General features: G+C 72.4%; 13 protein-coding genes and 1 riboswitch. Of the genes, 7 read left to right on the plus strand and 6 right to left on the minus strand.

Annotation, left to right across the window (positions count from 1 at the left end):
- Positions 1 to 50: 50 nt before the first annotated feature.
- The 3 genes from thiE to ACMXN5_RS08885 are packed head-to-tail and all read right to left on the minus strand — an operon-like array spanning position 51 to position 2,302.
- Positions 51 to 695: a thiamine phosphate synthase gene (thiE, locus tag ACMXN5_RS08875; protein WP_380012674.1), complete on the minus strand. Its 645-nt coding sequence runs from the start codon at positions 693 to 695 to the stop codon at positions 51 to 53.
- Positions 696 to 705: 10 nt separating this feature from the next.
- A complete protein-coding gene (locus tag ACMXN5_RS08880; protein ID WP_380012671.1) occupies positions 706 to 1,071 on the minus strand; it encodes an Rv2175c family DNA-binding protein in 366 nt (121 codons plus the stop codon).
- 46 nt (positions 1,072 to 1,117) lie between these two features.
- Positions 1,118 to 2,302, minus strand: coding sequence for an NAD(P)/FAD-dependent oxidoreductase (locus ACMXN5_RS08885; protein ID WP_439674778.1), 1,185 nt, complete (start codon positions 2,300 to 2,302; stop codon positions 1,118 to 1,120).
- Positions 2,303 to 2,418: 116 nt separating this feature from the next.
- Positions 2,419 to 2,530: riboswitch (TPP riboswitch) on the plus strand.
- On the opposite strand from ACMXN5_RS08885, the gene thiO reads away from it, so the two are divergent.
- The 4 genes from thiO to pknB all read left to right on the plus strand — a co-directional run bounded on the left by thiO (position 2,526) and on the right by pknB (position 6,867).
- The gene (gene thiO, locus ACMXN5_RS08890) at positions 2,526 to 3,710 is read left to right on the plus strand and encodes a glycine oxidase ThiO (protein ID WP_439674779.1); all 1,185 of its coding nucleotides are present in this window, start codon (positions 2,526 to 2,528) and stop codon (positions 3,708 to 3,710) included. It overlaps the preceding riboswitch by 5 nt.
- Positions 3,707 to 3,934 carry a sulfur carrier protein ThiS gene (gene thiS / locus ACMXN5_RS08895; protein WP_078977569.1) on the plus strand — a complete coding sequence of 76 codons (228 nt, stop codon included), beginning with the start codon at positions 3,707 to 3,709 and terminating at the stop codon, positions 3,932 to 3,934. Before thiO ends, thiS begins: the two co-directional genes overlap by 4 nt.
- Positions 3,935 to 3,939: 5 nt before the next feature.
- On the plus strand, positions 3,940 to 4,734 hold the full coding sequence (locus ACMXN5_RS08900) for a thiazole synthase (RefSeq protein WP_395789062.1): 795 nt from the start codon (positions 3,940 to 3,942) through the stop codon (positions 4,732 to 4,734).
- Between the two features lie 96 nt (positions 4,735 to 4,830).
- Positions 4,831 to 6,867, plus strand: a complete 2,037-nt coding sequence (pknB, locus tag ACMXN5_RS08905; RefSeq protein WP_439674780.1) for a Stk1 family PASTA domain-containing Ser/Thr kinase — start codon at positions 4,831 to 4,833, stop codon at positions 6,865 to 6,867.
- A gap of 100 nt (positions 6,868 to 6,967) precedes the next feature.
- Here the strand turns inward: pknB and ACMXN5_RS08910 are convergent, their stop codons facing one another.
- Positions 6,968 to 7,612 carry a sulfite oxidase-like oxidoreductase gene (locus ACMXN5_RS08910; RefSeq protein WP_380012653.1) on the minus strand — a complete coding sequence of 215 codons (645 nt, stop codon included), beginning with the start codon at positions 7,610 to 7,612 and terminating at the stop codon, positions 6,968 to 6,970.
- A gap of 271 nt (positions 7,613 to 7,883) precedes the next feature.
- Between ACMXN5_RS08910 and bfr the strand changes: the two genes are divergently transcribed.
- On the plus strand, positions 7,884 to 8,366 hold the full coding sequence (gene bfr / locus ACMXN5_RS08915; protein ID WP_126638323.1) for a bacterioferritin: 483 nt from the start codon (positions 7,884 to 7,886) through the stop codon (positions 8,364 to 8,366).
- Between the two features lie 155 nt (positions 8,367 to 8,521).
- Entirely contained in the window at positions 8,522 to 8,857 is a 336-nt protein-coding gene (locus tag ACMXN5_RS08920) for a (2Fe-2S)-binding protein (protein ID WP_439674781.1), read from the plus strand.
- On the opposite strand, the gene ACMXN5_RS08925 is transcribed toward ACMXN5_RS08920, so the two are convergent.
- Together ACMXN5_RS08925 and ACMXN5_RS08930 are read right to left on the minus strand one after the other, a co-directional pair.
- Entirely contained in the window at positions 8,858 to 9,883 is a 1,026-nt protein-coding gene (locus ACMXN5_RS08925) for a threonine aldolase family protein (RefSeq protein ID WP_439674782.1), read from the minus strand.
- Positions 9,884 to 9,963: 80 nt separating this feature from the next.
- Entirely contained in the window at positions 9,964 to 11,298 is a 1,335-nt protein-coding gene (locus tag ACMXN5_RS08930; RefSeq protein ID WP_380043008.1) for a class II 3-deoxy-7-phosphoheptulonate synthase, read from the minus strand.
- 380 nt (positions 11,299 to 11,678) lie between these two features.
- Between ACMXN5_RS08930 and ACMXN5_RS08935 the strand changes: the two genes are divergently transcribed.
- Positions 11,679 to 13,544: an anthranilate synthase family protein gene (locus ACMXN5_RS08935; RefSeq protein ID WP_439674783.1), complete on the plus strand. Its 1,866-nt coding sequence runs from the start codon at positions 11,679 to 11,681 to the stop codon at positions 13,542 to 13,544.
- Positions 13,545 to 13,854: the final 310 nt, after the last annotated feature.

The following is a 13,854-nucleotide window of genomic DNA, read 5'->3' on the forward strand; positions in this document are numbered from 1 at the left end:
GCGTACACCGCCGCTCGGGCGCGGTCGGTCGGTCCGGGGTCGGTCCGGGGTCAGCCCGAGGTCAGCCGTTCGACGAACCGGGCCGTCGCCTCGGCCGGGTCCGCGGCCTCGGTGATCGCCCGGACCACCACGACCCGGGTCGCCCCGGCGGCCAGCACCCGGTCGAGGTTGGTCAGGTCGATGCCGCCGATCGCGAACCACGGCCGGGTCGGGCGCAGCGCGGCGGTGTACCGCACCAGGTCCAGGCCCGGCGCGGGTCGGCCGGGCTTGGTCGGGGTCGGCCACACCGGTCCGGTGCAGAAGTAGTCCACCCCCGGCTCCACGAGCGCCGCGTCCACCTCGGCCTCGGCGTGCGTGGAGCGCCCGATCAGCACGTCGCCGCCGATGATCGCCCGGGCCGCGGGGACCGGCAGGTCGTCCTGTCCCAGGTGCAGCACGTCGGGGCCGATCGTGTGCGCGACGTCGGCCCGGTCGTTGACCGCGAGCAGCTTCCCGTGTCGGCGGCAGGCGTCCCGGAACACCTCCAGGTATTCCAGCTCCGGTCGGGCCTCCAGGCCCTTCTGCCGCAACTGCACGATGTCCACGCCCGCGCCGAGCACCGCGTCCAGGAACGCGGGCAGGTCGCCCTGCCGCTCCCGCGCGTCGGTGCACAGGTACAGGCGTGCGTCGGCCAACCGTTCCTGACGGCTCGTCATCGGCCCGGCCTCAGATCGCCAGCGCCTGGGCGCGTCGCCGCACCTCGGTCATCCGGTTCTCCTGCAGCGCCTGTACCGGCGTGCCCGGCAGCGTGTCGTCGGCGGTGAACAGCCACTCGAGCGCCTCCTCGTCGGAGAAGTTCGAGTCGGCGAGCAGGGTCAGCGTGCCGACGAGGCCCTTGACGATGTTGCCGTCCTGGAAGAAGTCGGCGGGCACCTGCAGCGCCCGGTGCTCGCCGCGGCGCACCGCGAGGAACTTGCGCTCCTTGAGCTGCTGCCGGACCTTGAGGATGTCCACACCGAGGATCTCGGCGATCTCGGGGAGGGTCACCCAGGCGGGGACGAGGGCTTCGATTTTCGGGTCGATCTCGCTCATCCGGCCAAGTCTAGGTTCCGCGGCCGGTCCCGCTTGCCGGCGCCGGTCACCGGGCCGTCGACTTGAGCGGGTTCTCCGGGTCGGCGAAGCGTTCCCGGTCCACCGGGGTGGCCAGCTGCACGAGCTTGCGGCCCTGGGCGAGGTCGCGCGGACGGGCCACCGCGAGCAGCGCCACGAGCCGGTCGCCGGCGAACCAGCCCGCGGACCACTTGCCGTCCTCGCCGGCGTCGCGGAACACCAGTTCGTCGCCTTCGCCGTGCCGGCCGACGTACTGCACCATGCGGCCGAACTGGTCGGACCAGAAGTACGGGACCGGGTCGTAGGCCTGCTCGCCGCCGAGCAGGTTGGCCACGAGCACGCGCGGTGCCTGGAGCGCGTTGTCCCAGTGCTCGACGTGCATCCGGGTGCCGTAACGGGCGGACGGGAACTCGACGCAGTCGCCGACGGCGTGGACCCCGGGCATCGAGGTGGCCAGGTACTGGTCCACCTCGACGAAGCCCTGCGCGTTGCGGGCGACCGCGGACCCCGCCAGCCAGTCGGTGGCCGGGCGCACGCCGATGCCGACCACGATCGCGTCGGCGCGCAGCCGGCGGCCGTCGGTCAGGTGTACCGCGCCCGGCTCCAGGCGATCCACCCGCGCGCCGAGCAGCAGTTCCACGCCGGCCTCGGCGTACCAGGGCACGAAGCGCTCGCCGATCGCGTCGGGGAAGGGCCCGGCCAGCGGGGCGTGCAGCGCCTCGACCACGGTGGTCGGGCAGCCGGCGGCGGCCGCGGCGGTGGCCACCTCGGCGCCGATCCAGCCCGCGCCGACGATCACCACGTGCGCGCCGGGCACGAGCGCGGTGCGCAGCGCGCGGGCGTCGTCGATGGTGCGCAGCACATGCACGCCGGGCACCTCGGCGGCGCCGGGCAGGTGCAGCACGCGCGATCCGGTGGCGATCACCAGGCGGTCGTAGGCGATCGGTCCCGCGTCGGTGTCCACCACACCCTCGCGCAGCCCCGTGGCGGTGCGGCCGAACAGCACCTCGGTGTCGAGCGCGGCCCAGTCCGCCTCGAAGGAGGTGTCGTCGGTCTTGCCGGCCAGGACCTCCTTCGACAGCGGCGGGCGGTCGTACGGCGCGTGCGCCTCGGCGCCGAGCAGGGTGACGCGCCCGGCGTACCCCTGTTCCCGCAGCGCCACCACGGTTTGCAGGCCGGCCATGCCGGCACCCACGACGAGCACGTTGTCCATGCGGGGCAGCCTATGACGCGCGCCCGGGTCGCCGACGAGCAGGGTCTTGACTCAGTCAAGGAGATCGGCGGGTGCCACTCGGGCGCCCCGGATGGCGTCCGGGACGTGTCGTAGTGTGGAGAGGTCACGGGAGCCCGGTGAGACCGGGCTGAGAGGGGGGCTGCGAGCCCCCGACCGTCCGAACCTGATCCGGGTCATACCGGCGAAGGGAGTTCTGCTCATCATGTCCAACACCGGCACGGCCGGCCCCCCGGGCGTCGACGTCGTGGTCGTCGGCGCGGGCGTCGTCGGACTGTCGATCGCCTGGCGCACCCGCACCCGGCACGGCCTCGCGGTCACCGTGGTCGACCCCGCCCCCGGCACCGGCGCCTCGCACGCCGCGGCGGGCATGCTCACACCCGTCTCCGAACTCCAGTACGGCGAGGAGAGCCTGCTTCGGCTGAGCATCGAATCCGCCCGGCGCTACCCGGAGTTCGCCGCCGAGCTGGCCGACGCCGCGGGGCTGCCCTCGGGGTACCGCGCGTGCGGCACGATCGCGGTCGCGCTGGACGCGGACGACCGGGCGGTACTCAAGGACCTGCACGCCTACCAGGAACGCCTCGGCCTGCGCTCGGACCGGCTGACCAGCCGCGAGTGCCGCCGCCTCGAACCCATGTTGTCCCCGGCGATCACCGGCGGCCTGTACGTCGAGGACGACCACCAGATCGACAACCGCGCCCTGGTCGCGGCGCTGCTCGCGGCCTGCGCGCGGGCGGGCGTGACGATCGTGCGCGAGGGCGTCGAACGGGTGCTGGTCGCGAACGAGCGCGCGTACGGTGTGCGGCTGCGCGACGGGCGGGCACTGACCGCCGATCAGGTGCTGCTCGCCGCCGGGTGCCGCTCGGCGCGGATCCCGGGCCTGCCGCCCGAGGTGGTGCCCCCGGTGCGTCCGGTCAAGGGCGAGATCCTGCGACTGGCCGTGCCGCCGGCACTGCGCCCGCTGCTGTCCCGCAACATCCGGGGCGTGGTCAAGGGCGGCAGCATGTACCTGGTCCCGCGCGTGGACGGCGAACTGGTGATCGGCGCCACCGAGCACGACCTCGGATTCGACACCGAGGTCACCGCGGGCGGGGTCTACGAACTGCTCCGCGACGCGCACGAACTCGTCCCCGGCGTGACCGAGTTGCCGCTGGTCGAGACGCTCGCGGGACTGCGTCCGGGCAGCCCGGACAACGCGCCGATCCTGGGTCGCTCCGCGCTGGCCGGTCTGGTGGTGGCCACCGGCCACTACCGGCACGGCATCCTGCTCACCCCGATCACCGCCGACACCGTGGCCGACGTGCTCGCGCACGGCACCACCCCCGACCTCATCGCGCCCTTCGGGCCCGACCGTTTCACGACGAGCGCCGCCCGGAAGGTGATGGCATGACCGACATCGACGACATCGGGAGCATCGAGGTCTCCGTCAACGGCGACCGGCGCGATGTGGCGACCGGCACCACCGTGGCCGACCTGGTGGCCACGCTGACCACCGCCGCCAAGGGTGTGGCGGTCGCGGTCGACGAGGCCGTGGTGCCGCGCGGCGCGTGGGCCGAGACCGTGCTCGACGCGGGCAGCCGCGTCGAGGTGCTGACCGCAGTGCAGGGAGGGTGACCACGATGGCCGACGACAAGCTGGTAATCGGCGGGGAGTCCTTCACGTCGCGGTTGATCACCGGAACGGGTGGTGCGCCGAGCCTGGAGGTGCTGGAGCAGGCGCTGATCGCGTCCGGCACCGAGATCACCACGGTGGCGATGCGCCGGGTGGACCCGGGGACCGCGGGCTCGGTGCTCGACGTGCTGCGCCGCCTTGGCATCCGGGTGTTGCCGAACACCGCCGGGTGCTTCACCTCGGGCGAGGCGGTGCTCACCGCGCGGCTGGCCCGGGAGGCGCTGGAGACCGACTGGGTCAAGCTCGAAGTCGTGGCCGACGAGCGCACGTTGTTGCCGGACGGGGTCGAACTGGTGGACGCCGCCGAGCGGCTCGTCGACGACGGCTTCCGGGTGCTCGCGTACACCAACGACGACCCGGTGCTCGCACGCCGGCTCGAACAGGTGGGCTGTGTGGCGGTGATGCCGCTGGGGTCGCCGATCGGCTCGGGTCTGGGCATCCGCAATCCGCACAACATCCGGCTGATCACCGAGCAGGCCGGCGTCCCGGTGGTGCTCGACGCGGGTCTGGGCACCGCGTCCGACGCGGCGCTCGCGATGGAGCTGGGCTGCGACGCGGTGATGCTGGCGACCGCGGTCACCCGGGCGCAGTCGCCGCTGCTGATGGCCGAGGCGATGCGGCACGCGGTGGAGGCGGGCCGACTCGCGTACCGCGCCGGGCGCATCCCGATGCGGCACCACGCGCACGCGTCGTCACCCATGGCCGGCATGCTGGACGCAAGCCCCGAACATCCCGCCTTCTGAGCCGTACCGGCCCGTGCGCCGCGTCGGCCCGGCGACGGGGGAACCATGGGGAAGACCGTCGGCGTCCACGAGGCAGTGGACCCTACACTCCTGAACATGGACACGACCTTGAATGATCCGCTCGTCGGGCGGCTGCTCGACGGTCGATACCGGGTCGATGCCCGAGTTGCCGCAGGTGGCATGGCCACGGTGTACCGGGCGCTCGACACTCGACTCGATCGCGTCGTCGCCCTCAAGGTGATGCACGCCGGGCTCGCCCAGGACCCCGAGTCCACCCGCCGCTTCATCCTGGAGGCGAAGGCCGCCGCCCGGCTGTCGCATCCCAACGTGGTCAACGTCTTCGACCAGGGCACCGACGGCACCGTCGCCTACCTCGCGATGGAATACGTCGAGGGCCGCACGCTGCGCGAACTGCTGCAGGACCTGGGCAACATGACCCCGCGCGAGGCGTTCGGGGTGCTGGAGCCGATGCTCGCCGCGCTCTCCGCCGCACACCGGGCGGGCTTCGTGCACCGCGACGTCAAGCCGGAGAACGTACTGATCTCCGACGACGGCGGGATCAAGCTCGGCGACTTCGGGCTGGCCCGCGCGACCACCACGACCGCGACCGCGGCGACCGGCAAGGTCCTGGTCGGCACGGTCGCCTACCTCGCGCCCGAGCAGGTCGAGCGCGGCGAGTCCACTCCGCGCTCCGACGTGTACGCGGCGGGCGTGGTGCTCTACGAGATGCTGACCGGCCGTCAGCCGCACCACGGCGCGACCGCGGTCGAGGTCATCTACAAGCACGTGCACGCCGACGTGCCGCCGCCCTCGCACGCGGTGCCGGGCCTGTCCACCACGCTGGACACGCTGGTGCGCACGGCCACCGTGCGCGACCCGGAGCAGCGGCCCGGCGACGCGGAGGAGCTGCTCGGTCTGGTCCGCCGGACCCGGCACGCGATGCCCGACGCGGAGTTGGACTTCGGCGCGGCGCTGCGCCTGCCGCCGCCGCCCGAGCCGATCAACGACAACGCCACCAGCGTGTTCCGGGCGGGCGAGGTGATGCTGCCGCCGCATCTGGCGCCGCTCGGATTGAGCGTCGACTCGATGGACGACGAGCAGGCGCGCTACGGCGGGGGCTACGAGGAGCCCTACTCCGAGGAGCACCAGGTCTACGCGCCGGCCGCCGCCCCGGGCGTGCCGGCCCAGGCCACCGGCGGCGGGTACCCCCACCAGCCGGCGCTGCCCGGCCGACGGCGCCGGCGCGGGCCGTCGCGGGGCATGCTCGTGCTGGCGGTCGTGCTGCTCGTGGCGGCCGCGATCGGCGGCGGCGCGTGGTGGTACGGCTCGGGCCGCTACGCGGATGTGCCCGGGGTGTTGAACATGACCCAGGCCGACGCGGAGAAGCGCATCAAGAACGCCGGCCTCAAGGTGCAGTACGTCGGCGACGGCGAGTTCAACGAGATCGTCGCCAAGGGCTCGGTGATCTCCACCGACCCGGCCCCCGGCAAGAACGTGACGAGCGGATCGACCGTCAAGGTCAAGCTGTCCAAGGGCCCGGAGCGGCACCTGGTGCCGGCGCTGGCGAACCTCAAGCTGGAGGACGCGAAGAAGGCACTCGCCGACGCCGCGCTCAAGCCGGGCACCGAGACCAAGGTGGCCAGCCCCAAGCCGCCGGGCACGGTGGTGGGCAGCACGCCGGCGGCCGGCGAGCAGTTGCAGCGGGACAGCGTGGTCGCCCTGACGGTCAGCCGGGGCCCGGACACCGTGGTGCCGGACCTGACCGGACTGAGCCTGGACGAGGCCAAGGCCCGGTTCCAGCCCACGACCGGGGTCACCGTCGAGGCGGACCCGACTCCGCAGTTCTCGGACACCGTGCCGCAGGGTCGGATCATGTCGTTCGTGCCGGGCGTCAACACCAACGTGCAGTACGGCACGAAGATCGTGGTGGTGCTGTCCAAGGGTCCGGACCTGGTCCAGGTGCCGCCGGTGACGGGGATGAACCCGGACGACGCGGGCCGCGCGCTCCAGGCCGCGGGGTTGCGGGTCAACAACCGGATGATCCCGCTGATCCCCGCCAACGTGGGCAAGCAGGATCCGGCGGCCGGCTCGATGGTCAAGCGCAACAGCGAGGTCTTCATCTCGAACTTCTAGGTCCTGTCCGGCGGGGCGACCCGTACGAAGGACGAAGGCCCCGCTCCGACTCGCGTCGGGCGGGGCCTTCGGGCGTGCTCGGGGTCCGGGCGGGCGCGGCTCAGGTCAGCGCGGGGCCCTGGCCGGTCTCCTCCTGGTAGGAGTAGCGCTGCTCCTGCCACGGGTCACCGATGTTGTGGTAGCCCCGCTCCTCCCAGAAGCCGCGCTTGTCGGCGACCATGTATTCGATCCCGCGCACCCACTTGGGGCCCTTCCAGGCGTACAGGTGCGGCACGATCAGCCGGACCGGGAAGCCGTGCTCGGCGGTCAGCGGCTCGCCGTTGTGGTGGGTGGCCAGGATCGTCTGGTCGCTCGCGAAGTCGAACATGCGCAGGTTCGAGCTGAAGCCGTACTCCGCCCACACCATCGCGTGGGTGACCTCCGGCGCGGGCGGGGCGATCTCCATCAGCTTGGCTATGGTCAGCCCGGTCCACTCGTTGCCCAGCATGCTGAACTTGGTCACACAGTGGAAGTCGGCGACCACGGTCTCGTGCGGCAGCGCCGAGAACTCGTCGTGGTTCCAGCAGTGCTTCTCCCCCGAGGCGGTCGCGCCGAAGACGCGGAAGTCCCAGATCTCGGGCTTGAACCGCGGGACGGGTCCGTAGTGCAGAACGGGCCAGCCGCGCTGGATCCGTTGGCCCGGCGGAAGTCGCGGATCGCGATCCGGAGCCTCGGTCCCACCTTGTGCCGCTTCCGTATGCCCCATACCTCACATGGTCCCAGACGCCCCGACCGACTCTCGACCGCCCCTGCCGGCGCCGAAGCCGCGGACCGACCCGTTTTCCGGCGCCGCCCGGGACGGGCGGGCAGGCGGCGCGCGGCGGGACATGTTCGACATTGGAAGGCAAGGCTGCCCTTCGTGGCGGAAGTGCTACCAAAAGTGACAGGATTCGGAGGAACTCCTGCCCCACGTGTGCCCGGGGTTCCCCCACGTCTCCCATGTTCACAGCCCGTCCCACACCGGAAGGTGCGTCGCGATGCACAGTGACCCGCAGATCATCGAGCTCCTGAACGAACAGCTCACGGCGGAACTCACCGCGATCAACCAGTACTTCCTGCACGCGAAGATGCAGGAGCACCGGGGCTACATCAAGCTCGCGGCCTGGACCCGCCACGAGTCGATCGACGAGATGAAGCACGCCGAACGGCTCACCGACCGCATCCTGATGCTGGAGGGCCTGCCGAACTACCAGCGCCTGAACGCGCTGCGGATCGGCCAGAACCTGGAGGAGATGTTCCGCGCCGACCTGGCGGTGGAGATGGAGGCCGTGGAGCGGCTGCGGCGCGGGATCCCGCTGATGCGCGAGAAGGGCGACGTGACGTCGGCCAACATCTTCGAGGAGATCCTGGCCGACGAGGAAGAGCACGTCGACTACCTGGAGACGCAGCTCGGCCTGCTCTCCGAGGTGGGCGAGCAGCTCTACATCGCGGGCCTGCTCAAGCAGCCGAACGAGAGCTGACCGGGAGCCGGCCGAGCGCCGAGCGCGAGCCGACCGGGCCCCGGCCGCAAGCGCACGGGTGATCGGGGCTTGTGTCACCGATCACCCGGTATTCCCCCCGGCGAACCCTGAGGTTACCCTTACCTAAGTAACCTCGCCGCTGGGGGGAAATCTCCGTGTACGTCTGCATGTGCTTCGGTGTCACCGACCGTCAGGTCAACGACCGGATAGCCGACGGCGCCCGCACCATGCGCGAAATCGCCCAGTCCTGCGGCGGCGCGGGCACCGACTGCGGCCGGTGCGTCAAGAGCATCACCGCGATGTTGCCCCGCGACGAGTCCCGACGCCGGCGGCGCGAGCTGTGCGGCGAGGCGGACACCTGCGCGACCGCGTGCGAGAGCACCACCCCGACCGTCGAGCCCGTCGCGCTGCCGATGCCGACCGTCGTCGCCGCCTCTGCCGCGACCCTGCCCGACAACGTGGTCCCGCTGCGCCGGCACTCCGCCGCCTGATCAGCCCTTCGCCGCCTGCACGATCGCCGTCGCGGCGCGCGCACAACCGGCGGCGTCCACGTCCATGTGGGTGACCAGGCGCACCAGCCTCGGCCCGAACGCCGACACCAGCACCCCCGCCGCCCGGCAGCGCTCGGCGATCGTGGCCGCGTCCGGCTGCCGCTCCCCCAGCTCGACCAGCACGATGTTGGTCTCCGGGTCGGCCACCGCGAAGCCCGCGTCGCGCAGCAGCACGGCCAGCTCCCGCGCGTGCTCGTGGTCCTCGGCCAGCCGCTCGACGTGGTGCTCCACGGCATACCGTCCGCCCGCCGCGAGAATGCCCGCCTGGCGCATGCCGCCGCCCATCCGGTGCCGCATCCGCCGCGCCTCGGCCTCGTACTCCGCGGGCAGCATCAGCACCGACCCGGCCGGCGCGCCGAGCCCCTTGGACAGACACACGCTGAGCGAGTCGAACAGCGCCCCATAACCGCGCAGCGGGGTGCCGGTGGCCACGTGCGCGTTCCAGATCCGCGCGCCGTCGCAGTGCAGCGGCAGGCCGTATCCGCTCACCAGCTCGCGGATCGCGGTCAGCTGCTCCAGCGGGTACACCGAGCCGCCGCCCCGGTTGTGCGTCTGCTCGACCGCGACCAGGTCGGTGCCGACCGTGTACGGGTTGCCGACCCGGATCAACCGGGCCAGGTCGGCCGGGTCGAGCAGGCCGCGCGGGCTGAGCGTGGTCCGGGTCTGGACGCCGCCCTGCGCCGACGCCGCGCCGTCCTCGTGCGCGACGATGTGCGCGTCGGCGTCCAGGACCAGCTCGCCGCCCGCCGGGACGGCCAGCCGTACGGCCAGCTGGTTGGCCATCACGCCGGTCGGCGTGAACAGCGCGAACGGCTGCCCGAACAGGTCGGCGACGTACTCCTCCAAGGCCCGGACGGTCGGGTCCTCGGCGTAGACGTCGTCGCCCACCTCGGCGGCGGCCATCGCCGCGCGCATCGCGGGGCCGGGCTTGGTGACGGTATCGCTGCGCAGGTCGGTGAAGGTCATGGCGGCAGCATTACAGACGCCGTCGAGGGCGGATCCTCCGGTCGGAGGGTCCGCCCTCGGGGCGTGCGGGTCGGGCCGGATCAGCTCTTGCGGTACATCTCCGCGACCAGGAAGGCCAGGTCGAGCGACTGGCTGCGGTTCAGCCGCGGGTCGCACGCCGTCTCGTAGCGCTGGTGCAGGTCGTCGACGAAGATCTCGTCGCCGCCGCCCACGCACTCCGTGACGTCGTCGCCGGTCAGCTCGACGTGGATGCCGCCCGGGTGCGTGCCGAGCGCGCGGTGCACCTCGAAGAAGCCCTTGACCTCGTCGAGGACGTCGTCGAAGCGACGGGTCTTGTGCCCGCTGGACGCCTCGAACGTGTTGCCGTGCATCGGGTCGGACACCCACACCGGCTGCGCGCCGGCCGCGGCCACCTTCTCCACCAGGGCCGGGAGGTTGTCCCGGACCTTGCCCGCGCCCATGCGGACGATGAAGGTCAGCCGGCCCGGGTCGCGGTTCGGGTCGAGCTTGTCGATCAGCGCGAGCGCGTCCTCGGGAGAGGTGGTCGGGCCGAGCTTGACGCCGATCGGGTTGCGGATCCGGGAGGCGAACTCGATGTGCGCGCCGTCGAGCTGCCGGGTGCGCTCGCCGATCCACACCATGTGGCCGGACACGTCGTACAGGTCGCCGGTGCGCGAGTCGACCCGGGTGAGCGCGTCCTCGTAGTCCAGGATCAGCGCCTCGTGGCTGGCGTAGAACTCCACGGTGCGGAATTCCTCGGGGTCGGTCCCGCACGCGTGCATGAAGCGCATCGCGCCGTCGATCTCGGCCGCGAGCCGCTCGTAGCGCTCGCCGGAGGGCGAGAGCGCGACGAAGTCCTGGTTCCAGGCGTGCACCTGGCGCAGGTCGGCGTAGCCGCCCGTGGTGAACGCGCGCACCAGGTTCAGCGTGGCCGAGGACGAGTGGTACATGCGCTTGAGCCGCTCGGGATCCGGCATGCGGGCGGCCTCGGTGAAGGCCAGCTCGTTGACCGCGTCGCCCCGGTAGGACGGCAGGGTCACCCCGTCGCGGGTCTCGGTGCCGCTGGAGCGCGGCTTGGAGTACTGCCCGGCCATCCGGCCGACCTTGACCACCGGCACCGAGGCCGCGTAGGTCAGCACGACGGCCATCTGCAGCAGCGTCTTGAGCTTGTTCTTGATCGCGTCGGCGGTGTTGCCGGCGAAGGTCTCGGCGCAGTCGCCGCCCTGGAGCAGGAACGCTTCGCCCTTGGCCACCGACGCGAGCCGACCACGAAGCTGGTCGCACTCGCCGGCGAAGACGAGCGGCGGATAGGAACGGAGGTCCGCGAGGGCGGAGCCCAGGGCCTCGTTGTCCGGCCACTCGGGCTGTTGCGCCGCCGGGAGGGTTCGCCAGGATTCGATGTCGTTCAGGGTCACCGCTCAAGACTAAGCGGAGTGGCAACCCGATTGAGGCCGGCGCCCGGAGAGCGAGACGCGGAACATCGGCCCCCGGTGCGCCCGGCGCCCGGCGCGCGCGGCGCGAATCCCCGGGAAGCGGCGAACCCCGCCGGAAAGCGGTGACCCCGCGCGGTCGAGGCACTAGGATTCGGGCGTGATCGCGATCAGCTTCCATCGGCACTCCTGGTGGCCCGTCCCTGCGGCGGCCCACTGACTTCGCGATCACCCCACGATCCGACGGCCGCCCGGCAGGGCGGCCCTTTGTTTGTCCCGGACCCGGCGGCGCACCCGCCCGGACCGGACGGACAACCGGCGGATCGCCCGGTCGGGAGGGCGTCTCTCTCGACCGAGGAGCACCCATGCGCACCGCCGACGCCCTGTCCCCGCTGTTCTCCGCCGCCCCGCCGCCGTTCGCGCTGATCCGGCGCGAGAACTCGTCCGTGGTCGAACTCCTGACCGGCGAGATCGTCGACGCACCCGGCCTCGACGCGCTGCCGCTGCCGGCCGCCGGCGACGGGCCCGGGCACGAACTGCTCGCCCTGGTGCCGTATGGACAGATCCGCGAGCGCGGGTTCGAGTACCGCGAGGACGGCACGCCGCTGCGCTGCCTGCGGGTCACCGAGCAGCACGAGCTGCCCCTGGCCGAGGTGCTGGCCGCGCTGCCGCGGGTGCCGGTCGCGCTGCGCGGCGGCGGTTTCGACGTGGACGACGAGAGCTACGCCGTGATCGTCAAGCGGGTGATCGAGGAGGAGATCGGCCGGGGCGAGGGCGCCAACTTCGTCATCCGCCGCGACTACCGCGACCACATCGAGGACTACACGCCGGCCTCCGCGGGCACCCTGCTGCACCGGCTGCTGACCCGGGAGAGCGGCGCGTACTGGACCTACCTGATCCACACCGGCGAGCTGACCCTGGTCGGCGCCAGCCCCGAACGGCACGTCAGCTCGATCGGCGGCGAGGTGGTGATGAATCCGATCAGCGGAACGTATCGGCATCCCGCCGAGGGGCCCTCGCGCGAGGGGCTGCTGGCCTTTCTGCGCGATCCGAAGGAGATCGACGAGCTGTTCATGGTCGTCGACGAGGAACTGAAGATGATGAGCGAGGTGTGCGACCTCGGCGGCGCGGTGGAGGGCCCCTTCCTCAAGCCGATGGGCCACCTCACGCACACCGAATACCTGCTGCGCGGGGTGACCTCGCATGACGTGGGCACCGTGCTGCGCGGCACCATGTTCGCGCCGACGGTGACCGGCAGCCCGCTGGAGAACGCGTGCCGGGTGATCCGTCGGCACGAGCCGACCGGGCGCGGCTACTACTCGGGCGTACTCGCGCTGATCGGGCGCGACGGGGAGGGGCGACGCACCCTGGACGCGCCGATCCTGATCCGGACCGCGTACATCACCCCCGACGGCGGCCTGCGGGTGCCCGCGGGCGCGACCCTGGTTCGGCACTCCACGCCCGAGAACGAGGTGGCCGAGACGCACGCGAAGGCGGCCGGGGTGCTGGCCGCGCTCGGCGTGGTGCCGGCAGCCGGGGTCGCCGGGAACACGGCGCTCGCGGCCGATCCCGAGGTGCACGCGGTACTGGCGGAGCGTAATGCCGCGCTCGCCCCGTTCTGGTTGCGGCCGAGGGACGGGCACGCGCTGCGCGCGCCGGAGCTGGCGGGGCGGCACGTCCTGGTGGTGGACGGCGAGGACACCTTCACCGCGATGCTCGCGCACGTGTTGCGCACGCTGGGCCTGCGGGTCGAGGTCAGGTCGCACGACGACGTCACCTCGCGGCGGGTGCGCACCGCCGACCTGGTCGTGCTCGGCCCCGGGCCGGGTGATCCCCGGGACACCGCGCACCGCAAGATCCGGCTGATGGGCGCACTGTTGCGGACCCGGCTCGACGCGAGCGCCCCGCTGCTCGCGGTCTGCCTGGGACACCAGTTGCTCGCCCATGAGCTGGGCCTGGAGCTGATCCGCGAACAGCGGCCGTACCAGGGCAAGCAGGAGACCATCGACCTGTTCGGCCGGCCGGAACGGGTCGGCTTCTACAACGCGTTCACCGCGCTGCGGCCGACCGCCGGGGTACCCAACGTGGAGTTCGCCGCGGACCCGTTCAGCGGCCGGGTGCACGCGCTGCGGTCGAGCCGGATGCGGCTGGCGGGTGTGCAGTTCCACCCCGAGTCGGTACTCACCCACAACGGCCTGGCCATCATGCGGGAGCTGCTCGCCGGATTGTGAGCGCCGCGGGGGGCACCGCGGGTGGGCGCCGGCGGCGGGCGCGGGCCGGGTGGGCACCCGGTCCGCGCCGGGCGGCGCGCGGTCGGGCGCCGGGTCGCTCACGGGGGCGCGGATCCGGCGGGTGTGCCTCCGGTGTCGCACCGGCGTGCGAACATAATCGCGTTGCTCGCCGCGGTACGACGGAGGATGCTCGACCCCGTTCGTTGACCGATCCCAGTGGAGGGGGTTCCCGTGGGCTCCGATTGTCCGCCGCACGACCCCGTCGACTGGAGCGGTCGCAAGCGCTGTCGCAAGTGTGGAGTCACCTTCG

The organism is Embleya australiensis, from assembly GCF_051903075.1.
Taxonomy (GTDB): Bacteria; Actinomycetota; Actinomycetes; order Streptomycetales; family Streptomycetaceae; genus Embleya.